Annotated in this window: 25 protein-coding genes and 1 tRNA gene; 11 read left to right on the top strand and 15 right to left on the bottom strand. The window is 43.6% G+C overall.

The window, feature by feature from the left end; translation table 11 throughout:
* Positions 1-141: 141 nt before the first annotated feature.
* Together BM021_RS08775 and BM021_RS08770 are read left to right on the top strand one after the other, a co-directional pair.
* Positions 142-606 carry a HEPN domain-containing protein gene (locus BM021_RS08775; protein WP_177186345.1) on the top strand — a complete coding sequence of 155 codons (465 nt, stop codon included), beginning with the start codon at positions 142-144 and terminating at the stop codon, positions 604-606.
* Entirely contained in the window at positions 594-860 is a 267-nt protein-coding gene (locus BM021_RS08770; protein ID WP_090720659.1) for a hypothetical protein, read from the top strand. Before BM021_RS08775 ends, BM021_RS08770 begins: the two co-directional genes overlap by 13 nt.
* Before the next feature lie 565 nt (positions 861-1,425).
* Here the strand turns inward: BM021_RS08770 and BM021_RS08765 are convergent.
* Positions 1,426-1,620: a hypothetical protein gene (locus BM021_RS08765; protein ID WP_090720658.1), complete on the bottom strand. Its 195-nt coding sequence runs from the start codon at positions 1,618-1,620 to the stop codon at positions 1,426-1,428.
* 214 nt (positions 1,621-1,834) lie between these two features.
* Positions 1,835-2,221: a BON domain-containing protein gene (locus BM021_RS08760; RefSeq protein ID WP_256207848.1), complete on the bottom strand. Its 387-nt coding sequence runs from the start codon at positions 2,219-2,221 to the stop codon at positions 1,835-1,837.
* Here BM021_RS08760 and BM021_RS16615 point away from each other — a divergent pair.
* Together BM021_RS16615 and BM021_RS08755 are read left to right on the top strand one after the other, a co-directional pair.
* Positions 2,213-2,479 carry a virulence factor TspB C-terminal domain-related protein gene (locus tag BM021_RS16615; RefSeq protein WP_371116310.1) on the top strand — a complete coding sequence of 89 codons (267 nt, stop codon included), beginning with the start codon at positions 2,213-2,215 and terminating at the stop codon, positions 2,477-2,479. The genes BM021_RS08760 and BM021_RS16615 overlap by 9 nt on opposite strands.
* Positions 2,480-2,564: 85 nt before the next feature.
* The gene (locus BM021_RS08755; protein ID WP_090720657.1) at positions 2,565-2,810 is read left to right on the top strand and encodes a transposase; all 246 of its coding nucleotides are present in this window, start codon (positions 2,565-2,567) and stop codon (positions 2,808-2,810) included.
* Between the two features lie 16 nt (positions 2,811-2,826).
* Here the strand turns inward: BM021_RS08755 and BM021_RS08750 are convergent, their stop codons facing one another.
* The 6 genes from BM021_RS08750 to ftsY form a co-directional block, all read right to left on the bottom strand.
* On the bottom strand, positions 2,827-3,876 hold the full coding sequence (locus tag BM021_RS08750) for a tyrosine-type recombinase/integrase (RefSeq protein WP_090720656.1): 1,050 nt from the start codon (positions 3,874-3,876) through the stop codon (positions 2,827-2,829).
* A gap of 136 nt (positions 3,877-4,012) precedes the next feature.
* A tRNA-Ser gene (locus BM021_RS08745) sits at positions 4,013-4,105 on the bottom strand.
* Positions 4,106-4,165: 60 nt separating this feature from the next.
* Positions 4,166-5,011 carry an RNA polymerase sigma factor RpoH gene (gene rpoH / locus BM021_RS08740; protein WP_090720655.1) on the bottom strand — a complete coding sequence of 282 codons (846 nt, stop codon included), beginning with the start codon at positions 5,009-5,011 and terminating at the stop codon, positions 4,166-4,168.
* 102 nt (positions 5,012-5,113) lie between these two features.
* Entirely contained in the window at positions 5,114-6,025 is a 912-nt protein-coding gene (gene ftsX, locus BM021_RS08735) for a permease-like cell division protein FtsX (RefSeq protein ID WP_090720654.1), read from the bottom strand.
* The gene (ftsE, locus tag BM021_RS08730) at positions 6,022-6,675 is read right to left on the bottom strand and encodes a cell division ATP-binding protein FtsE (protein WP_090720653.1); all 654 of its coding nucleotides are present in this window, start codon (positions 6,673-6,675) and stop codon (positions 6,022-6,024) included. The genes ftsX and ftsE overlap by 4 nt, the downstream gene beginning before the upstream one ends.
* Before the next feature lie 21 nt (positions 6,676-6,696).
* The gene (gene ftsY, locus BM021_RS08725) at positions 6,697-7,737 is read right to left on the bottom strand and encodes a signal recognition particle-docking protein FtsY (RefSeq protein WP_090720652.1); all 1,041 of its coding nucleotides are present in this window, start codon (positions 7,735-7,737) and stop codon (positions 6,697-6,699) included.
* Between the two features lie 76 nt (positions 7,738-7,813).
* On the opposite strand from ftsY, the gene BM021_RS08720 reads away from it, so the two are divergent.
* A complete protein-coding gene (locus BM021_RS08720; RefSeq protein ID WP_090720651.1) occupies positions 7,814-9,217 on the top strand; it encodes a M16 family metallopeptidase in 1,404 nt (467 codons plus the stop codon).
* Positions 9,218-9,310: 93 nt separating this feature from the next.
* Here the strand turns inward: BM021_RS08720 and BM021_RS08715 are convergent, their stop codons facing one another.
* On the bottom strand, positions 9,311-9,676 hold the full coding sequence (locus BM021_RS08715) for an EF-hand domain-containing protein (RefSeq protein WP_090720650.1): 366 nt from the start codon (positions 9,674-9,676) through the stop codon (positions 9,311-9,313).
* A 125-nt stretch (positions 9,677-9,801) separates the two neighbouring features.
* Positions 9,802-10,347, bottom strand: coding sequence for an oligoribonuclease (orn, locus tag BM021_RS08710; RefSeq protein ID WP_090720662.1), 546 nt, complete (start codon positions 10,345-10,347; stop codon positions 9,802-9,804).
* Positions 10,348-10,461: 114 nt separating this feature from the next.
* Here orn and BM021_RS08705 point away from each other — a divergent pair, with 114 nt between their 5' ends.
* Genes BM021_RS08705 through rsgA form a run of 3 tightly spaced genes read left to right on the top strand, consistent with a single transcriptional unit; the run spans position 10,462 to position 12,946 of the window.
* Positions 10,462-11,712: a M48 family metallopeptidase gene (locus tag BM021_RS08705; protein WP_090720649.1), complete on the top strand. Its 1,251-nt coding sequence runs from the start codon at positions 10,462-10,464 to the stop codon at positions 11,710-11,712.
* A gap of 2 nt (positions 11,713-11,714) precedes the next feature.
* Positions 11,715-12,056, top strand: a complete 342-nt coding sequence (locus BM021_RS08700; RefSeq protein ID WP_090720648.1) for a 4a-hydroxytetrahydrobiopterin dehydratase — start codon at positions 11,715-11,717, stop codon at positions 12,054-12,056.
* A 2-nt stretch (positions 12,057-12,058) separates the two neighbouring features.
* A complete protein-coding gene (gene rsgA, locus BM021_RS08695; RefSeq protein ID WP_371116308.1) occupies positions 12,059-12,946 on the top strand; it encodes a ribosome small subunit-dependent GTPase A in 888 nt (295 codons plus the stop codon).
* A 100-nt stretch (positions 12,947-13,046) separates the two neighbouring features.
* Here the strand turns inward: rsgA and BM021_RS08690 are convergent, their stop codons facing one another.
* The gene (locus tag BM021_RS08690) at positions 13,047-13,781 is read right to left on the bottom strand and encodes a hypothetical protein (RefSeq protein WP_090720646.1); all 735 of its coding nucleotides are present in this window, start codon (positions 13,779-13,781) and stop codon (positions 13,047-13,049) included.
* 249 nt (positions 13,782-14,030) lie between these two features.
* Here BM021_RS08690 and BM021_RS08685 point away from each other — a divergent pair, with 249 nt between their 5' ends.
* The 3 genes from BM021_RS08685 to BM021_RS08675 all read left to right on the top strand — a co-directional run bounded on the left by BM021_RS08685 (position 14,031) and on the right by BM021_RS08675 (position 17,791).
* Positions 14,031-15,413 carry an SLC13 family permease gene (locus tag BM021_RS08685; protein ID WP_090720645.1) on the top strand — a complete coding sequence of 461 codons (1,383 nt, stop codon included), beginning with the start codon at positions 14,031-14,033 and terminating at the stop codon, positions 15,411-15,413.
* An 86-nt stretch (positions 15,414-15,499) separates the two neighbouring features.
* A complete protein-coding gene (locus BM021_RS08680; RefSeq protein WP_090720644.1) occupies positions 15,500-17,572 on the top strand; it encodes a carbon starvation CstA family protein in 2,073 nt (690 codons plus the stop codon).
* Between the two features lie 18 nt (positions 17,573-17,590).
* Positions 17,591-17,791: a YbdD/YjiX family protein gene (locus BM021_RS08675; protein ID WP_090720643.1), complete on the top strand. Its 201-nt coding sequence runs from the start codon at positions 17,591-17,593 to the stop codon at positions 17,789-17,791.
* 16 nt (positions 17,792-17,807) lie between these two features.
* On the opposite strand, the gene BM021_RS08670 is transcribed toward BM021_RS08675, so the two are convergent.
* The 4 genes from BM021_RS08670 to ribH are packed head-to-tail and all read right to left on the bottom strand — an operon-like array spanning position 17,808 to position 20,314.
* Complete coding sequence (locus tag BM021_RS08670; protein ID WP_090720642.1) at positions 17,808-18,359, bottom strand: phosphatidylglycerophosphatase A family protein; 552 nt, start codon at positions 18,357-18,359, stop codon at positions 17,808-17,810.
* Positions 18,334-19,311 carry a thiamine-phosphate kinase gene (gene thiL / locus BM021_RS08665; protein WP_090720641.1) on the bottom strand — a complete coding sequence of 326 codons (978 nt, stop codon included), beginning with the start codon at positions 19,309-19,311 and terminating at the stop codon, positions 18,334-18,336. The genes BM021_RS08670 and thiL overlap by 26 nt, the downstream gene beginning before the upstream one ends.
* A gap of 15 nt (positions 19,312-19,326) precedes the next feature.
* Positions 19,327-19,785, bottom strand: coding sequence for a transcription antitermination factor NusB (nusB, locus tag BM021_RS08660; RefSeq protein ID WP_090720640.1), 459 nt, complete (start codon positions 19,783-19,785; stop codon positions 19,327-19,329).
* Positions 19,786-19,831: 46 nt separating this feature from the next.
* Positions 19,832-20,314, bottom strand: coding sequence for a 6,7-dimethyl-8-ribityllumazine synthase (gene ribH / locus BM021_RS08655; protein WP_090720639.1), 483 nt, complete (start codon positions 20,312-20,314; stop codon positions 19,832-19,834).
* Positions 20,315-20,320: the final 6 nt, after the last annotated feature.

The following is a 20,320-nucleotide window of genomic DNA, read 5'->3' as shown; positions in this document are numbered from 1 at the left end:
ATTTTTGCGAAAAGCTTACAAAAAGTACTTCATTGCTCACAAAAAAATCTGAACTGAATACGCTTCAGGTAAAGTTATGTTTTTGCAAAGGTCTCTGCTTAACTTTTCTTTGAACCTGCATTGATGGAATTGAAGATATTTATGCCAATAAAGAACAAAGATTTAATTGAATTATATATAAATAATTTTGCGACGCGGAGCTTCAGAAATACTGCTGATCTTGATTATATTGCTGCAAGGATGTGCTATAGAGCGGCATTGTATTCTCAATTCCTCTGGTCTGCCCTTCAGGCATTTGAAAAATACTACAAAGCTATTCTTCTCTATAATCGAATCGTAGCAAAAGACATAAAACATGATCTTGCGATTGCACAAAAATATGCGAAAAAACTATGTTTTGTAATTGAACTTAGTGCCTCTTCTATTAAACTACTTGAACACTTAAATTCTTACGGTCAATATCGATATTTAGAAGTTTCATATTTTGTAAAAGGATCTGTGTTCGCTGAGCTTGATAAAGCCGTATGGGAGCTAAGGCGATATTGCCGTGTCCTTGATATTCCGTTTCAGTTCCAGGTAAAGAACCTATTCCAATGCTTGCCTTAGAGCTTGAAGCTATTAAAGATGGCCTTTTAGAATCAATTATTAACAATAAAAACCATCCTGCTCGGCAAAATTTAATTTGGCAGAATTGCTATTTTGAAAAGTTAAGAAGAAGAAAAGTTACAATACCTTGTGCTTCATATGCAGAAAATGCTCCGTTATCTTTAGATCCACATATACTCGAGTACCTGGAAGAATATATTTTCTTGCCAGCAAACTTAAAAGAAGCCTATAGGTGCCAAGCTAAGAAAGAATAGCGAATTTATTATATACATTACTAACAAATTATTTTTTTCAAAAATATGAGTTTTTCTTATAAATGGTAGAACTTAAAGCCGCTTAACAGCCTATAGAAAATCTTCAAGAATTTTCTGATTTTCTACTAAGTTCTATCCTTTTTTTTTTATTTTTACATAATTCAAAATATAGTTAGTTCTAAATATCATTGAACAGTCAATAAGATAACAAAACTATAAATATGAAATATCACTCAAAGTGGAGAAGAATATATGATCCCTAGTTAACTTAATTTTCGGATTAATAAATTATCCTAATATTTGCAGTAATTGATTCAGTAATTCTATAAATTCATCAATAATAATAGCTAAAGGTCCACTATCTAGCAGATTAGCAATTGCACTTAGCAAATCCCCAAGCAACCCGCCAGCTGGATTAGCTATGATGTCTATTGAAATTGGATCAATATGAATTTCTAATCCAAGCAGATTAAGATCTAATGCTCCAATATCTAAATTTAAAGTATCACATGTTACCTGAGTAATAACTGCTCCCGCATTGCCATCTGGAGATAATGCCTTGGGATTAACTGGTACGGTAAGATCGGTTGACTAAATTCTGTTTACCAACAGATCCTGATAGAACACCAACAGCAAGAACTTTGCTACCATTATCTGATTTGATGAAGTTTTTTATTGTAAAAATTCCCTCAAACTTACCTGTTCCGACGGTGGTTCCATCTCCAGATGATTTGACGTTACCAGTAACCGGAACATCCAATCCAACGCCAGGAGTTACCGCAGCGTGGGAAGGGTGAGTAATGCTGCAAATAAAAATGATGTAATGTATTTCATGGGGATCTCCTATATGAATAGATCAGTGAGTACTTTTTTTGAAGTAAAACTAACAGAAGCTAAGGAATTACTAGTTAGCTTTAATCTTATTGATAATTTAGAGGATTAACTTTTAACTAATCTGGTTCCGTTGAAAAGTATTATTTACTTTTACCAACTTCTATCCGATTAATGACCTTTTTAACGCCATCCACAGAATGCGCAATACTATGTGCTCTATCGCTTTCAGCTTTTGTTTTAGCTGTGCCACTTAAAACAACTATTCCATTGTTATCTGTATCTACCTTTATATCCATAGAATCAATATCCTCTGCACCAAGCAATTTTGATTTGATTTTGCTCGTGATAGCCGAATCTTTTACAAATGCACCAACACTAGAGTCCGAATTCCTATCTTGAGCAGAACCTATGGCAGGCACAAAAAATATGCTAAATAAAAATAATATTACTATTAATTTAATATTTTTCATGGTTTTTACCTTATATAAATAAAAAAGAAAATAAATTTTAAAACTTAAATTAGCCATAGTCTGTTCGTTCACGAACCCAAATCTACTGTTCCAGATGAACAAATTGAACAGCAGGACGTAGACGCCGATCTTGAAACGCCTGAATCCTGGGGTGCTGGTTTTTATCCTGTCGATGAAACAATTAACTATAGGTACGGCATGTTAACCTTTGATTTTCAGCCTACTTGTGATTTCGCAATTGAGTTAAAGCCTGTTTTACTTTTTATAGCATCGCTTTCAGCGATGTTTATCATCTCAGGAGTCAAGGTTGAATGAATGAGAACTTTGCACGGTCAGAGCCAGTTTCAGATGCGATTAATGATATAATAGTGTTTTTAATCATACAATTGAGTTAATTGATATGAGCTTTTCGGAATTTGATGTCACCCGCCGCACCCGTAAAGGAAACTTTCTCAAACAAATCGATCACCTGATTGATTGGACACCGGTAGAAAAAGCAATCGCCCAGCATTACGCACCTGTATCAGATGCTGCGGGGCGTCCAGCGTATTGTGGATTGCTGCTATTTAAATATTCTCCCCAGTGCTTCATCAGATTACGTCTTTTTTCAAATAGGTCACTTCTGCGATATGCTGCTTCAGTTTGATTCTGAACCGCATGGGCTATGCAGCTTCGCATACTTCTCTGGAGAAAGGGGTAGTATCACCACACCAATCGCGAAATGAGCTTCTCAAGCCGTGTATTGTTGCTTCAGGATAAGATATAAGTTTTAAGGTTTTACTTACTGCTACATCGCTAAGCTTGTTAACAAAAACAAAGTCATTGTTCATCGATTTAAATTGAACTAAGGCAGCCAAAACATCCATACATTCATCATTTAACGGTACACGATGCTCTCTACCCGATTTCATTCTAGCGGAAGGTATAATCCATATTTTGGCGTTCATGTCAATTTCTTCCCATGTCATTCCACGTGCTTCTGAACTTCTACAAGCGGTCAAGATTATCCACCTGACGCAATAAGAACTCATACTGGTCTTGGCCCGTAACACCTGCATAACTTCAGGTAATTTAATATAAGGGATGGCATTGAAATGAACAACAGGAGATACTTTTTTGGGTGCAGCAAATACATGATCTAAGCATCCTTTCCATCGAGCCGGGTTACTTTTATCGATATTCTCATGAAGAAAAGCGTAATCCAGCACAACTTCTATTCTCTGTCTTACCCTTGAAGCGGTTTCCGTCTTACCTTTCCATATTGGATTGAGTACTGCTTTGATATCATCCACACCAATATCTGTTACAGATTTGTTACCGATAAATGGGAAGGCATATTGTTTTAGTGTATTTATCCACTGGCTTGAATGTTTGCGATTTCGCCAACCAGCTTTTTTCTGTTCAATGCACTCAACCGCATATTCAGAAAAAGTTTTGCTAGGCTTTTCAACTTTCAATACTTCTTTAGGAGATTGGCCACGTGCGATTGCTCGCCGCATATCGTTAGCAATCTCGCGTGCTTCAGCTAGTGTTCTGTCATTTGTTGAACCTAACCCAAGCTCACTTGCTCGACCATTTTGTTTATAACGGAAAACCCAGCTTCTTGAACCTGATTCTCTAACTCGCAAAAGTAGATTGCCGCCGTCTGAATGTGTACCTGGTGGGAGGGAGTTAATTAGTACTGCTTTAAGCTTTTTGACTTCATGCGCCATCTCGTCTTTCCATCCGTCTTTCCCTAAATGCTGGATGATAGTATATTTCAGGAGACGTCTATGGACAAGAAGTTCTAGTAACTATATTGTTTTATTGAATTATATATACTTTACTGGATGTCTCTGGAAGATTGGTTGGCGGAGAGGATGGGATTCGAACCCATGTGCCAAGTTACCTTGACCAACTGATTTCGAGTCAGCGCCGTTATAGCCGCTTCGGTACCTCTCCATTTGCTAAGAATGATACATCCATTTAGCTCATTTTGGAGTAAATGAATAAAATCTGTTTTCAATTATTAGTTGTCATAACACCACGCATTTTCTGCAGTGCTTTGGCTTCGATTTGACGGATACGTTCTGCTGATACTCCTAATTCATTAGCCAGATCATGCAAGGTAGCGGTATCTTTTTCTCTTAACCAGCGCGCTTCAATGATGTGGCGACTGCGATCATCTAGACAATCTAATGATTGCTGCAGCTCTTTGCTGCGTAAGTGGTTAATCTGCTCTTTTTCTAGGATTTGTGAAGGTTCAGTACCATCTGTCAAATAACTGATCGGGCTATATGCGTCGTCTTCATCATCGGATACTGGCTCCAATGAAATATCCGAGCCATTGAAACGTTTTTCCATTTCGACCACTTCCTCAGATTTAACGCCCAGTTGTGTAGCTATCGCATTGACTTCTTGGGGATTCATAGTATCTAATCCTTGCTTCATACTGCGCAAATTGAAGAACAGCTTGCGTTGCTGCTTGGTAGTCGCTATTTTAACCAAGCGCCAATTACGCATAATAAATTCATGAATCTCGGCTTTAATCCAATGCACAGCAAAAGATACCAAACGAACACCACGTTCCGGGTTAAAGCGTTTGACTGCTTTCATTAGACCGATGTTGCCTTCTTGGATTAAATCAGCCTGTGGAAGGCCATACCCTTTGTAGCCACGCGCTATTGCAACCACAAAACGCAAATGCGATAAAATTAATTGCTGTGCAGCTTTAATATCGCCATGATTCAATAGCTGGCGGGCCAGACTGGTTTCTTCTTCTTGAGAAAGAATAGGAAAAGAATTAACAGACTGAATATAACTTTCAAGACTTCCTTCCATTGAGGGTAGTGTTAAAGCATTCGTCATTTTAATAATCTCCTGGTCATGGATTTGCATTTACTTTTTTTATTTTAGCACTCTCATCCTGAGAGTGCCAACTCTTTAAAAAGTTCGAACCCTTACTTTAACTTATCTGGGCTCAATTTGCCAAAGATGGCTTGCGACCGACAGGCGTGCGCCTAACCAACCCAGCCAGGATGAGAATATCAGCAAGCTGATGCTATTTTCTGAAGAAAGATGCTGTAAATGTAGCTCAAGATCATAGAGCCGGGTAAGTGTAACAAGTTCTTCATTCACTGTTTCAATGGCAAAAGCAATGATAGACCAGGCAGTAATGCCACTGGCTAATCCCTGAACTGCACCAAAATAAAGAAAAGGGCGCCGAATAAAGCCATTGGTTGCGCCAATTAATCTGGATAGCTCGATTTCATCCCGCTTGGTAAGAATCTGCAGGCGAATAGTGTTGAACATGATGGCAATAATCGCAACACTTAATAAAGTGGTCAGCATGAGGATTACGTAATGTCCTAATTTGAGTAACGCATTCAGGCGCTCAACCCAGGCAGAATCAAATTGTACATGTTCGATCTCTGGCCATTTCTGCATGGTCATGCGTAACTGCTCCAGAGTTTCAGTGTCGCTTGCCAATGTATGCACGATAAAAGCATCGGGAAGCGGGTTATGGGCTAAGCTCGCCGTGACATCCGTAAGCCCGCTATGTTGTTGCAGCTGGTGCAATGCAACATCCTTGGAGACGAACTCAAAACTTACAATCTGCGCATTTTCTTCCAGATACTGCCTGATTCTTTCAATGTCTTCTTTTACCGCATCCAGTTTGAGAAACAGGCTCATTTGCGGTGAACTTACTGCTTGTCCGGAAATGGACTGCAGATTTTTCATGAATACATAAATACCAGCCGGTAGACTCAGAGCGATGCCCATCACAATGACACTGAGCAAACTCGCAACGGGTGTAGAAATCAGCCGCTTGAGTGTGAGAAAAAACATAAGCCCGTGCTGCATTACCCATGCCCGAATCATACTGTTAATTTTCCTTGTTTAAGGGATAAGATGCGATGTTGTGTGTCTTCCAATAAAGAAGCATCATGCGTTGCGATCAATACGGTGACGCCCACCTGATTAAATGAGATAAACATCGCCATAATATCTCGGGCATATTCAACGTCCAGATTACCTGTCGGTTCATCAGCTATTAAAATATTAGGACGATGAACTACTGCACGTGCAATGCATAATCGCTGCTTTTCTCCGCCAGATAACGCAATCGGCATGGCTTTTTCTTTTTTTAACAAGCCGACTTTATCCAGGGCGGCGCGTACACGACTGGCGACCGTTTTATTATCAAAGCCACTGATTTGTAGTGGCAATAAAACATTGTCAAAAACATTGCGATCAAACAAAAGTTTGTGATCCTGGAAAATGAAGCCAATCCTACGGCGTAAATAAGGAATCGCCCCTGGCTTAAGCTGTGCGATATTTTGCTCATTGATCATAATCGTACCGGAAGTCGGGCGTTCAATTGCGGCGATTAATTTCAATAAGGTACTTTTGCCTGCACCTGAGTGACCAGTCAGAAATATCATTTCACCTGAATTAACCGTAAGATGAATGTTATTTAGCGCAACGTAACCATCCGGATAACGTTTCGAGACATTCTTGAATGTGATCATAGGACGCCATGTATTCCCAGATCAGTCAAACATCGCTTCAACAAACGCCTTGGCATCAAACGGCCTTAAATCATCCAAGCCTTCACCGACACCCACAAAACGCAATGCCGGAGGGTTTTGCGGGTATTGGCCAGCAATCGCTGCTACAACGCCACCTTTGGCGGTGCCATCCAGCTTGGTCAGGATCAGGCCGGTGGCGCCGAGTGCCTCATCAAAAGCTTTCACTTGTGTGATTGCATTTTGTCCGGTATTGGCATCAAGCACTACTAACACTTCGTGCGGTGCATCGGGCATGGCCTTGGCAATCACACGTTTTACTTTTTTGATTTCTTCCATCAAATGCAGCTGAGTGGTTAAGCGTCCGGCAGTGTCTGCCAGTACGATATCTATGCCGCGAGCTTTGGCTGAATTAACTGCGTCAAAAATTACCGCGGCCGGATCACTTTTTTTATTCGGATCGCTGTCGGGCGCAATCACGGTGACATTATTCCGCTCGCCCCACGCAATCAATTGTTCGCGTGCAGCCGCACGGAAAGTATCGCCGGCGGCCAGTAATACCGATTTGCCTTGCGCTTGAAAGTACTTGGCAAGCTTGCCAATGGAGGTTGTTTTTCCTACTCCATTAACCCCCGTTATCATAATGACGAAAGGTTTTGGGACGGTGGTGTCCAACGGTTGAACAAGCGGCTCTAGCATGGCGATCAGTGATTCCTTAAGCGCCTGTTTTAATTGCGTAGAATCTGTTAATGCATCGCGTTTTACTTGCTTGCGCAAATCTTCAAGCAACTGATAGGTTGCATTGACCCCGATATCGGAAGTTAGCAAAATAGTTTCCAATTCTTCATAAAGCGCCTCGTCTATTTTGCCGCCGCCAAATAGACTCGATAGCTGCTTACCCCAACTCTGCCTTGTACGCGCCAGGCCTTGTTTGAGTTTACTCGCTAAGCTTGTTGGCTCATCGTTTGCTGGTTCAGTAGGCTTGGATTCAGACTCAGTATCGGGCGTGATCTCTGTTTCAGAAGGATCTGAGGGGTCCTTTTTAGATTTAAAAAAACTAAACATTCTGGTAGGCTTTAATATGCATTGGAATTCTCAAAGCTTAATTTTATTCTGTTTATTCATACTTGGGTTAGGAAAAATGAAACCTGGTCATCGTATTGCTGTTTTCCGCTTTTTTTCATTCTTTGGGTTGTTGTTCCTGTCAAATCTGCTGATTTCTTCTCCCGCTTTTGCCAATCCATATGAATATCTACTAGATAATGGGCTAAAACTGATTGTAAAACAGGATCATCGTTCACCCGTCGTGGTAACGCAAATCTGGTATCAGGCGGGTAGCATTGATGAAGTAAATGGAGTAACCGGTGTGGCCCATGTCCTAGAGCATATGATGTTTAAAGGCACAGAAAAAGTTCCCAGCGGGGAGTTTTCGAGGAGAATCGCAGCTGCCGGCGGGCGTGAGAATGCTTTTACCAGTTACGATTACACCGCTTATTATCAGCAATTGCATAAACGTCATCTACCTATGGCAATGGAACTGGAAGCGGACCGGATGAATAACTTGATTCTGACAGAAGAAGAATTCGCAAAGGAAATCAAAGTCGTGATGGAAGAGAGAAGGTTGCGCACTGAAGATCAGCCCCGTTCCTTGTTATATGAAAAAATGATGGCTACTACTTATCAATCGCATCCTTATAAGAATCCGATTATCGGCTGGATGAATGATCTGGAAAATATGAGCGTAGAAGATGCGCAAGAATGGTATGACCGATGGTATGCACCTAACAATGCCATATTGGTTGTAGTTGGTGATGTGGAGGCAGATGAAGTGTTCAAGTTAGCGCAGAGAAACTATGGCGCTATTAAAAAGCACCCATTATTGCCGATCAATGCCCGTAAGCCGCAAACTGAGCCGCGGCAACTTGGTATCAAGCGGATAACGGTCAAAGCACCGGCAGAATTACCTTATCTCATAATGGGATATCATGTCCCGGCAATAAAAAATGTAACAACAGATTGGGAGCCTTATGCGCTAGAGGTGCTGGAAAGTATATTAGATGGCCATGCCTCAGCCAGATTGAACAAGTCACTGGTGCGTGAAAAACACATTGCCAGTTCAGCGAGTGCTAGCTATAGTGCAATGGCTCGCGGTCCGAGCATTTTTTTTCTGAGTGCGATACCCAGCGCAGGAAAAACGGTGACAGAAATGGAGCAGGCCTTACGCGGTGAGATTGAGAAAATCGTTCAACAGGGTGTTACCGAAGAAGAACTGGCTCGGGTTAAAGCTCAAGTAGTGGCTAGTCATGTGTATCAGCGGGATTCTATTTTCTCTCAAGCGATGCAGATTGGAAGATTGGAAAGCATAGGGCTGTCTTTTCGTGACATTGACCTCATGCTGGAGAAATTGAAAGCGGTCACTGCCGAGCAGATACGGGATGTGGCAAAAAAATATTTCAATGATGATAGTCTGACCGTAGCTATATTGGACCCACAACCATTGGAGCAAAAAAGATCTGCGAAGGTGTCTGGTGAATTAAGGCATTGAATCAATTAAAGCTCTGACAGTTGCTTTGAAATAAAGTCACTGTCAGAGTGTCTGAGCTAAAAATTAGCGGATCATTTTAGCTTCACGAGGTACTTATTTTTTTGCATCACCAGGTGCATGGCCCCCCTGTTTGTGCTGATCCTGTTTATGTTTGTGTATGTGGCGTATCTCTGTGTCATCCAGAAAACCATCCTTGTTAGTATCTTTTTTATCAAACATGGCTTCGTGATGCTTCATGAATTCTTCCTTACTAATTTTGCCATCTTTATTTTGATCTACTGAGGACATTTTATGATGGTCATGGTGATCAACCTTCATATCACCATGGCCTGTAGCCTGTCCACTTTGGTGCTGATGGCTACTATCTTTAGCGTCGGTAGCGAAAACTGTTGTTGTGCTGAAAGTGAGTAAAAGAGCAGCTCCGGTAGCGATAACGATCGAATTTCTTTTGTCAGGCATCTTGTATCTCCTATGGTGAATGAAAAGTAAAAATTTTTACTTCGATTTTTAGAAACGAGCATATCTGGAAAGTTCGAAAACCAGTGTAATCTTAGTATTCGAGGAAACATACATGAAATGCTGTTTCACGCAACAATAAAATACTGACGGTAGTATTTAAGCTCATTAATGGAGTCATAAATATCGGCCAGAGCTTCGTGCTTGCTTTCTTTGGTGAGACCGGCCGTTATTTCCGGCTTCCAGCGTTTAGCCAGTTCTTTAAGAGTGCTGACATCCAGATTGCGATAATGAAAGTATTCTTCTAGTTGTGGCATAGAGCGAACCATAAAGCGGCGGTCCTGGCAAATTGAATTTCCACACATGGGTGATATGCCGGGAAGTATGTGCAATTTGAGAAACTCGATCAACTGTGCTTCAACTTCAGCTTCATTGAATCGCGAAGCTTTCACTTTGTCTATCAGGCCGGATTTGGAATGTGTGGATTTATTCCACTTATCCATCGCATCTAATACCTCATTCGGTTGATGAACTACCAGCACTGGACCTTCAGCTACCGTATTGAGTTGTGAATCAGTAATCACCAAAGCCACTTCAATGATGCGATCGGTATCCGGATTGAGTCCGGTCATTTCCATGTCAACCCAGATGAGGTTATTGTTGTCTTGTGCCATAATTATTTCTGTATTTTTTGAATGCAATGCGTTCAATTGTGTCATATTGACTTCGGTCCGTCATTTTTAAATAAGCACTGCTAAATTCAAATTTCAGAGTTAAAATTATTGACTATGCAAACATTTACACTGGTTTTTCTTATCGCGCTATCGCTCACAACATTAACTCAGATTTGGCTGGCGGCACGGCATATTCGCCATGTACGTGCACATCAAAGCAAGGTGCCAGAAAAATTCGCCAATCAGATCAACCTGAATGATCATCAGAAAGCTGCCGATTACACTTGTGCTAAAACACGGGTAGGATATGTAGGTATTTTGCTGCAAGTCGTACTGTTGCTGGTTTTTACACTGGGCGGTGGGTTAGATGCTGTGAGTAACTTCTGGGTAGACTGGCTGAATGATCCCTTGGCTCATGGAATGGCTTTGATTATTAGTACTTTTATGATTATTGGCATCACTGAAATTCCACTTAGCTATTACCGCATTTTTGTGATCGAGTCACAATACGGCTTCAATAAAATGACCCCTGCCATGTTCTTTTCTGACTTGATTAAACAATTTCTTCTTGGCTTGTTGCTGGGCGCACCCTTACTATTTTGTGTGTTGTGGCTGATGGAGAAAATGGGGGAAAGTTGGTGGCTGTACGCCTGGTTTGCCTGGATTGCTTTCAATTTAATTGTTCTGGCGGTTTATCCAACTTGGATTGCACCGCTGTTTAACAAATTTACACCACTGGAAGACGCTGCTCTCAAGGCGCGCATTGAGCAACTGATGAATAAATGTGGTTTTAAATCCAGCGGATTGTTTGTCATGGACGGTTCACGCCGCAGCAACCATGGCAATGCGTATTTCACCGGCTTTGGCAAAACCAAGCGGATCGTTTTTTTCGATACCTTGTTGTCGCGCCTCAATCCAAATGAAATTGAAGCAGTACTGGCGCATGAGCTGGGACATTTCAAACATCACCATGTGATCAAACGCATAGTGATATCGTTTGCTATGAGCTTGGCGTTTTTATGGCTACTGAATTATTTGATGGGTCAAAGTTGGTTTTATGAGGGCTTGGGCGCATCAGTTGCAGCCGTGCCATCAACCGCGATGGCGTTGACGCTGTTTTTTCTGGTAATGCCGGTATTTACCTTTTTGCTGCATCCGATAGCCAGCATTTATTCACGTAAGCATGAGTTTGAGGCCGATGCCTATGCCGCGCAGAATTCATCGGCGGATGATTTGATTCAGGCTTTGGTTAAGCTATATCAAGATAATGCGGCTACACTTACGCCAGATCCGCTGCATTCGGCTTTTTATGATTCACATCCACCAGCCGCCATCCGAGTGGCTCACCTACAAAATCAGGGGTAATCATGAGTGAAACTATTTGTGATTTAACATCCAAGCAGTGCAAACCTTGCGAAGGTGGCGTGCCACCGCTATCTGCCGATGAGGTTTCCACTTTTTTGCAGCAAATTGCCGGATGGCAATTACATAATAAGCAAATCACTAAAACCTACGCATTCAAAAATTATTATCAAACCATGGCCTTTGTGAATGCGGTGGCGTGGATTTCTCACCGGGAAGATCATCATCCGGACATGACCGCAGGTTACAATCAATGCATTGTAACTTACACAACACATGCGATTGGCGGCTTATCCGAGAATGATTTTATCTGTGCAGCCAAAATAGATAAGTTGTTCACCATTTGAGTATTCGTTCCAAAAAACCAAAACATACAGTTGAGTATTTGAGTGGGCAGGTGATCGCCGCGTTTGGCAGGCATTATTCAGTTGAAACAGCAAGCGGTGAAATTGTGTCTTGTGTCATGCGCGGCAAAAAAGGTGGTATTGCGTGCGGCGACCAGGTTGAGTTGCAGTTGACCGCCGCCGGGCAGGGCGTCATCGAAACTATAAAACCGCGCGCATCGCTGTTATACCGCAGTGACGCTTTCAAGGAAAAAATCATTGCCGCCAATGCGACACAAATTATCATTGTTGTGGCTGCATTTCCCAGCTTTAGTGAAGAGTTAATTAATCGTTGTCTGGTAGCTGCTGAGAGTGAAGACCTCGCGGTGCTGATTGTGCTGAATAAAGCCGATCTTGCAGGGCCCACCCAGACGGCTATGGAAACCCTGTCGCTTTACAGGGATCTGGGTTATACGCTATTGCGGTTAAGTGCAATAAAGAATGTGTCAGCGCTTCGACCCTATCTGGCCGGCCATCTCAGTGTGCTGGCCGGCCAATCCGGCATGGGTAAATCAACCCTGCTTAATGCACTGATTCCACAGGCCAGACGAGCTACTGCAGAAATCTCGCTGGCGCTGGATTCCGGCTGTCATACCACGACCCATTCACAGCTTTATCGTATCGATGCGGATAGCGCAATCATCGATTCTCCCGGATTTCAGGAATTCGGATTGAATCATATTAAGAGCGAGAATCTGGGGTGGGGATTTATCGAATTCCATCCTTATCTCGGACACTGCAAGTTCAATAATTGCCGTCATATCAACGAACCCGGTTGTGCTGTGGTCCTGGCGGCGCAAGAAGGAAAAATTCACCCTAAGCGGCTAGATTTTTATCAACGGTTGCTGCGTTAAGCATCTAGCAGTCTTCAAGAAGACAAATTATTGCTATATCTCATGCCATATTCATGGGGTGATGGGGTGGAATTAATTTTAGGGAGCTGACAGATCCTGACTAAGCAATACCGGCTAAACCTAAAATACTATGATCAAGGATTCCAGTAACATCCATGTTATTCCAGTACTCATCAATAAGAATCACCGTTTCGTCGACGATAAGGTCGGCTAAATCCTGGTCGCTTCGATTAGCAGGGTCACTCAAAGCGTCAATTAACATGGACCGGTATTCGTTTACATTACTTTCGTTATGAGAAAAACCTCTAAGCTGGCTTAATTCGGTCTCATCGAGTGCAGAATATATGTTTATTAACGTGCCATAAACCAGCGATTCAATACTTTCATCAGTAGCAGGAACATTACCTAAGTGCGAAACACCTAACTCATCTGGAGTATATATCCCATCAGCTTGTTGATAATCGAATACTGGTTCATAAAAGAAGCTATAATCCGATGAGTCAACATCTAATTTTACTTGATCACCTAGTGAAGCCGTAGATAAAACTCCGCTATGATCATTAAATCCAACAAAATTGGCTAAATCACCTAATTCTGAGTTAAACAAGATTTTAACCTCGTCAAGCAACTTAGTATCTAGCTCGAAAGCTGCAAAAAAATTTTTAATGGTGTCGGTTGAATATCCAGTGATGTCACTAAGATGCTGGGTTGTGGCCCCAACATCGTACGCAGCATCAAAAATAATCTCAGGCTGCCCAATATTTTCCTGAATAAATTTATTGGCCTGTTCAACAGTTAATCCTAAGTATGCTAATACTTCTTGTCCTGTTGCCATCAGATTTCCCCTCGAAAATTAAGTTAATATTATAGATCATTGATTCCATGTTATCAAAGCACATTATTCAAAACAAGCGGTTATATAAGTATAGTTCTTTATCATGTAACTTACTATGAGGCAAACTACAACTGATGATCTTGTTTTGTAACATTCATTGACGCACAGAAAACGCTCCGGCATGATGTGAAAATTCACGCTGAACCACGTATGGCTTTATCAATATTTTACCTTTAAGCTTAATACGACATGGCCATCACCTTTAATCGTCAATGGGCATTGATTGCCGGTCCATTGCTTGCAATCGCTATCGCAGGTGGGATGTATCAATCAGGTTGGGAAATGTTTGCCTGTTGGACCGCTGCGGTGGCTGTTTTGTGTGTGGTTTGGTGGATATTTGAGCCTATCCCTATTCCTGCTACTTCGATCATTCCTTTAGCCATCTTTCCACTGACCGGTGTATTACCACAGGAAAGAATATCGATTGCTTACGGCAACGAACTGATCTTGCTGATGCTCGGCGGGTTTATGCTTTCAGCGGCAATGGAGCGTTCCGGGGCACATCATCGCATTGCTCTGGGAATGATCAATTTAATCGGCGGAACCAGCAGCCGTCGTATCGTGTTAGGTTTTATGGTGGCTACTGCGACACTAAGCATGTGGATATCGAACACAGCAACAGTATTAATGATGCTACCGATCGCACTGGCCGTGATTGCGCAAAGTCCCGACCAAAAATTGGCCATACCACTGCTATTGGCCATCGCTTATGGTAGCAGCATTGGCGGGCTGGGCACACCCATTGGGACGCCGCCAAATCTGGTATTTATGCAGCAGTACGAAAAATTTACCGGTACGGCAGTCAGCTTTACACAGTGGATGAGCTGGGGATTGCCAGTGGTATTGTTGTTTTTGCCGTTGGCCAACTTATGGCTCACGCGCAAGCTGGATTATCATGGAAGACTCATCATTCCTCCTACTGGAGATTGGCGGCCAGAAGAACGTCGAGTGCTTATCATTTTTGGTTGCACTGCTTTTGCCTGGATAACACGTCTTGAGCCCTTTGGCGGCTGGAGTACATGGTTTGATCTCAAGGGCGCGAATGATGCGATTGTGGCGTTGATCGCCGTCGTGATTCTGTTTGTAGTATCTGATGGGCGCGGAGGCAAGCTGCTTGATTGGAAAACTGCTGAGAGAGTGCCATGGGGTATTCTCATTCTGTTTGCGGCGGGAATTGCCATTGCACAAGCTTTTGTCGAATCTGGGCTGTCCAGCTTTATCGGTACCCAACTGGCGATTCTTGACAGCTTACATCCGTTGATTATTATTGCGATCATTACGCTGATGGTTACTTTTCTCACCGAGACCACCAGCAATACCGCGACAACCATTTTATTGATGCCGATACTGGCACCGGCAGCGCTTGCAGCAGGCATGGATCCCACCCTGCTGATGGTACCCGCAGCGATGAGTGCGAGTTGCGCTTTCATGCTGCCTGTCGCAACAGCGCCGAATGCCATCGTTTTTGGGTCTGGCCATGTTTCCATTACCGACATGGTTCGCGAAGGATTAACGCTTAATTTTATCGGTATTGTTGTCATTACCATGGTTTGTTATTTTTTATTTGTGTGATGAATTCAATGAGGTTGAGCATTGGGTGAGCCATCTTGCATTGCTTCATTATTATTTGTAGGAATTTTTATCTTTTGGGAAAGTAAATGAACAATCTAATCAATAAACTTGGCTGGCTGATGTTTTCTCTCACCGGTGCGGTTGCGTTTGGTGTCATTGCATTGCAGCGCGGTGAATCCATCGGCGCTATCTGGATCGTGATCGCAGCGATTTGCGTTTATCTCATTGCTTATCGTTTCTACAGTCTGTTCATCGCGAACCGTGTACTTAAATTAGACGCCACGCGCATGACACCGGCTTATAAGCACAATGACGGCCTGGATCATGTGCCGACTAATAAATATGTCCTGTTTGGGCACCATTTCGCAGCTATTGCCGGTGCAGGGCCATTGGTAGGCCCTATCCTGGCGGCACAGATGGGCTACCTGCCTGGCATGTTGTGGTTGTTGGCCGGTGTAGTGTTTGCGGGGGCGGTGCAGGATTTCATCGTGTTGTTTATATCCACACGGCGACACGGCCGCTCGCTGGGTGATTTGATCAAATCGGAAGTCGGACAGCTACCTGGCATGATCGCGATGTTTGGGACCTTCTTCATCATGCTGATCTTGCTGGCGGTACTGTCATTAATTGTTGTGAAGGCGCTGGCTGAATCCCCTTGGGGTACTTTTACAGTAGCCGCTACGATTCCCATCGCACTGTTCATGGGAATTTATACGCGCTATTTTCGCCCATGCGCGATCGGTGAAGTGTCCCTGATTGGTTTTGTATTATTGATGCTGTCGATCGTCGGTGGGCAATACGTTCAGGAGATTCCCGAATTAGCCGCTATTTTTACGCTGACCGGCGAGCAACTGACCTGGCTGCTTATTGCTTATGGATTTATTGCCGCAGTGCTGCCGGTTTGGCTGTTACTGGCGCCGCGTGACTATTTATCGACTTTTCTGAAGATCGGCACGATCGTTGGGTTGGCCATCGGTGTAATATTTATTTCGCCGCAACTCAAAATGCCCGCGATCACGCAGTTTATTGATGGTTCTGGCCCCGTCTGGTCAGGTAACCTTTTTCCTTTTTTGTTTATTACCATTGCTTGCGGTGCGATATCCGGTTTTCATTCGCTGATCGCCTCCGGCACCACGCCAAAAATGATCCAATCTGAGACCGATGCGCGTTTCATCGGTTATGGCGCAATGCTGATGGAATCGTTTGTCGCCATTATGGCGCTGGTCGCCGCTGCGACACTGGAACCCGGCGTGTATTTTGCCATGAACAGTCCTGCAGCAATCATCGGTACCACCGCAGAATCGGCTGCACAAACCATCGCGCAGTGGGGTTTTTATGTTACCCCCGAGATGATTACCCAAACCGCGCAGAACGTCGGCGAGCACAGCATTATTTCCAGAACTGGGGGTGCGCCCACGCTGGCAGTCGGCATGGCGCAAATTTTATCTGAAATCATTGGCGGCACTGCCATGATGGCGTTCTGGTATCACTTTGCTATTCTCTTTGAAGCGCTTTTTATCCTGACCGCCGTCGATGCCGGAACCCGCGCAGGACGCTTTATGTTGCAGGATTTGCTGGGTAGTTTTATTCCGGCCATGAAACGCACGGATTCAGTGATCGCCAGCCTGACTGCAACCGGTCTCTGCGTTGCAGGCTGGGGATATTTCCTCTATCAGGGAGTGGTTGATCCACTCGGTGGCATCAATACCTTATGGCCGTTGTTTGGTATTTCTAACCAGATGCTAGCGGGTATTGCACTCATTCTGGCGACTTGTGTACTGTTTAAGATGAAGCAGGATCGCTTTGCCTGGATCACGCTTATTCCGCTGACGTGGGTCAGTGTCTGTACGCTTACTGCAGCCTGGCAGAAAGTTTTTGATGCCAATCCGCGCATTGGTTTCCTGGCGCATGCGAATCAGTATAAGGATGCAATCGCGGAAGGGATTATTCTGGCACCAGCCAAGTCACTCGAGCAAATGCAGCAGGTCATTTTTAACGATTATGTGAACTCAGCACTTGCTGGCCTGTTCATGCTGGTACTCACCAGCATGCTGGTGTTTGGAATTCAAACTGTGCTTCGGGCGCGCCTCAGCTATCAGCCAACTGCCAAAGAAGCGCCCTTTGAGCTATTACCTGCTTATGCAGCAACTGAAAAGTAAATATTGGAGAAACGAGCAATGTATAACAAAATTACTCAGACGATGCGTCAACTTTCACAAAGCATGCGATTGATGGTGGGTGTGCCGGAATACAGCACTTACGTCGATCACATGAGAAATGCGCATCCGGATCAACCAGTCATGTCTTATGCGGAATTTTTTAGAGAACGTCAGGAAACACGATACGGTGGTAAAGGAAGATTAAATCGTTGCTGTTAATGAGATTATGAATACTTTATGAGCCATATCCTTCGGATAACACCCATGCTTTCCATCCGGCTAAGCAAAGTAACGTAAGAAATGCAGCGATCATATCATCAAACATGACGCCAAACCCTCCTTGCAGACGGCTATCGTAATGTCGGATAGGGTGGGGTTTGGCAATATCAAAAAAACGGAATAAGAGAAAGGCGGCTAACTGCCATATCCAATTTACCGGTGTGAAGTATAAAACCAGTAGAAATGCCACGGTTTCATCCCATACCATACCGCTATGGTCTGGCGTGCCCAGTGCTTTGCCGCTGAGACCGCATGCCCAGATGCCGACAATAAACATGATATCAATCAGCAGCAAGAAATAAATCGGACTCAGATAGTGATTAAACAGCCAGAATAACGGAAACGCGACGAGCGAGCCCATCGTACCTGGAGCGACGGGACTTAATCCGACCCCTCCTGAGAATGCGATGATATAGGCCGGATGACTGTAAATTAACTCTAAATCCGGTTGAATCTGAGCGGGCTGAATGTTGGATAAATCATCAGTTTCGGGTACTGAAGTGGTCATATCCTCTGGTCTCCAATGTAATGGCATTTCCCTGGGCATCTTTCACGATCAAACCCTCGCCTGCAAGAACCTCACCGATGCGAGTGAGTGGAATAGCCAGTTCAGCAGCAAGATTTTCAATTTTCTCGCGATTTATTTTAGGCACAGTGAAGCATAGCTCGTAATCATCTCCGCCCGCCAACAAGCAATGGATAGCGAACGATTGATGCAAATATTTTTTTAATGTGGATGAACTCGGCAGATCAGCCATATAGATATGGGCTGCTTTCTCTGAAGCGGCCAGGATATGCCCCAAATCTGCCATTAATCCATCGGATATATCAATTGCACTATGCGCCAGGCCGATCAAGCGTTGCCCAAGATCAACCCGGGCTGTGGGAATCAGTAATGCAGGCAAGCATTGCGCAATCTCATCGGATGTCAGGATGATCTGCTGCAGTTCATGATTGAGTGCCAATGCAGCATCGCCTACCTGTCCGGAAACCCAGATATCATCGCCCACTCTGGCGTCACTGCGGCGTAAGGCTTGGCCTGCTGCAACCTCTCCTATAATTTGCACACCGATATTCAGCGGCCCGGAAGTGGTATCGCCCCCGATTAACTCCACCTGATGCGCATCAGCCAGTGCAAAAAAACCGTCACTAAATTTATTTAGCCATGTTGTACTCTGCTTCACCAAATCGCCCGGCAGCGTCAAAGCCAGTAATGCCCAGCGAGGTTTTGCTCCCATTGCGGCCATATCGGAGAGATTTACTGCCAGGGATTTATAGCCGAGTTTATAAGGGTCCGTATCAGCAAAGAAATGCTTGCCACATACCAAAGTATCCGTTGAGATAGCCAGTTCCATTTTGGCTGATGATGTAATAAGCGCAGCATCGTCGCCAATTCCCAGCACTGCGCGAGGGGTTGGCCGTTTGAAATAGCGATGAATAATATCGAATTCTGAGCACACGTTGTTTTAATTAAATTATGTCTGGTTCTTTGCCAATTTCTGCGCTTCTATCTCAACTGCGCGCAACTGAATGGCCAATTTGTCCAATACCCCATTCACATATTTATAGCCTTCGCTGCCGCCGTAAGTTCTGGCCAATTCTATCGCTTCATTGATGATCGCTCGGTAAGGAATTTCCGGATGATGGATTAATTCAAAAGTGCTCAATAATAAAATGGCAAACTCTACCGGGCTCAGTTCGCTGAAAGGACGATCCAAACAGGGCTGGATGTGCTTATCAAGTTCTGACACATCCTGTAAGACGCCTTGCAGCAAATGTGAAAAATGCTTTTCATCCACATGCTTGAATTCATCGGATTCGCGGAGCTGTTGTTCAATAAAGCTTGCTGTGCCTCCAGCAATTTTCCATTGATAAATACCTTGTAATGCAAACTCGCGCGCAATCCGACGACGGCTCTTGTGTTGTTTATCCATTTCTTATTAACGATCAGTTCCTGTTCAGCTGTTGCAAATCTAAAATCTATAAGGCGACTTCATCAATTTTTATCTGCAGGTTAGCCATTTCCAGTGCGGCCTGTGCAGATTCGGTGCCTTTCTGACTCATGCGGACGATTGCTTGATCATCGTTATCCGTAGTCAATATGCCATTGGCGATCGGAATTTCTGCTTCAATCTGCACCATTGTTAAGCCACGCGCAGATTCATTAGCGACTATTTCAAAATGATAAGTATCGCCACGAATGACTGCACCCAATGCAATCAATGCATCAAATTGATCGGCCATCGCCATTCTTTTCAATGCCAACGGAATTTCCAGAGCACCCGGGACAGTAACGAGCAGGATATTGGCATCTTGCACCTTGTTCTTCTTGAGTTCCGCGATACAAGCGCTGAGTAATCCTTCCCCGATTTCAATATTGAAACGGCTCATGACAATACCGATGCGTAGATCAGATCCATCCAGGTTAGGTTCAAATTCTAGAATATCGTTGTAGTACGGCATATCTGG

The organism is Nitrosomonas sp. Nm166, from assembly GCF_900112825.1.
In the GTDB taxonomy this organism is placed as follows: Bacteria; Pseudomonadota; Gammaproteobacteria; order Burkholderiales; family Nitrosomonadaceae; genus Nitrosomonas.
This window is presented reverse-complemented; position numbering and strand designations above follow the sequence as displayed.

Excerpts from the sequence above, each read along its gene's own strand:
- BM021_RS08755 (WP_090720657.1), top strand. The coding sequence starts at position 2,565 with ATGAGCTTTTCGGAATTTGATGTCACCCGCCGCACCCGTAAAGGAAAC.
- BM021_RS08705 (WP_090720649.1), top strand. The coding sequence starts at position 10,462 with ATGCAAACATTTACACTGGTTTTTCTTATCGCGCTATCGCTCACAACA.
- BM021_RS08720 (WP_090720651.1), top strand. The coding sequence starts at position 7,814 with ATGAAACCTGGTCATCGTATTGCTGTTTTCCGCTTTTTTTCATTCTTT.
- BM021_RS08770 (WP_090720659.1), top strand. The coding sequence starts at position 594 with ATGCTTGCCTTAGAGCTTGAAGCTATTAAAGATGGCCTTTTAGAATCA.
- BM021_RS08715 (WP_090720650.1), bottom strand. The coding sequence starts at position 9,676 with ATGCCTGACAAAAGAAATTCGATCGTTATCGCTACCGGAGCTGCTCTT.
- BM021_RS08775 (WP_177186345.1), top strand. The coding sequence starts at position 142 with ATGCCAATAAAGAACAAAGATTTAATTGAATTATATATAAATAATTTT.
- BM021_RS08700 (WP_090720648.1), top strand. The coding sequence starts at position 11,715 with ATGAGTGAAACTATTTGTGATTTAACATCCAAGCAGTGCAAACCTTGC.
- ftsY (WP_090720652.1), bottom strand. The coding sequence starts at position 7,737 with ATGTTTAGTTTTTTTAAATCTAAAAAGGACCCCTCAGATCCTTCTGAA.
- BM021_RS08760 (WP_256207848.1), bottom strand. The coding sequence starts at position 2,221 with ATGGCTAATTTAAGTTTTAAAATTTATTTTCTTTTTTATTTATATAAG.
- ftsX (WP_090720654.1), bottom strand. The coding sequence starts at position 6,025 with ATGATTCGGGCATGGGTAATGCAGCACGGGCTTATGTTTTTTCTCACA.
- rpoH (WP_090720655.1), bottom strand. The coding sequence starts at position 5,011 with ATGACGAATGCTTTAACACTACCCTCAATGGAAGGAAGTCTTGAAAGT.
- BM021_RS08750 (WP_090720656.1), bottom strand. The coding sequence starts at position 3,876 with ATGGCGCATGAAGTCAAAAAGCTTAAAGCAGTACTAATTAACTCCCTC.
- BM021_RS08670 (WP_090720642.1), bottom strand. The coding sequence starts at position 18,359 with ATGACCACTTCAGTACCCGAAACTGATGATTTATCCAACATTCAGCCC.
- BM021_RS08690 (WP_090720646.1), bottom strand. The coding sequence starts at position 13,781 with ATGGCAACAGGACAAGAAGTATTAGCATACTTAGGATTAACTGTTGAA.
- orn (WP_090720662.1), bottom strand. The coding sequence starts at position 10,347 with ATGGCACAAGACAACAATAACCTCATCTGGGTTGACATGGAAATGACC.
- BM021_RS08675 (WP_090720643.1), top strand. The coding sequence starts at position 17,591 with ATGTATAACAAAATTACTCAGACGATGCGTCAACTTTCACAAAGCATG.
- BM021_RS08685 (WP_090720645.1), top strand. The coding sequence starts at position 14,031 with ATGGCCATCACCTTTAATCGTCAATGGGCATTGATTGCCGGTCCATTG.
- ribH (WP_090720639.1), bottom strand. The coding sequence starts at position 20,314 with ATGCCGTACTACAACGATATTCTAGAATTTGAACCTAACCTGGATGGA.
- nusB (WP_090720640.1), bottom strand. The coding sequence starts at position 19,785 with ATGGATAAACAACACAAGAGCCGTCGTCGGATTGCGCGCGAGTTTGCA.
- BM021_RS08680 (WP_090720644.1), top strand. The coding sequence starts at position 15,500 with ATGAACAATCTAATCAATAAACTTGGCTGGCTGATGTTTTCTCTCACC.
- ftsE (WP_090720653.1), bottom strand. The coding sequence starts at position 6,675 with ATGATCACATTCAAGAATGTCTCGAAACGTTATCCGGATGGTTACGTT.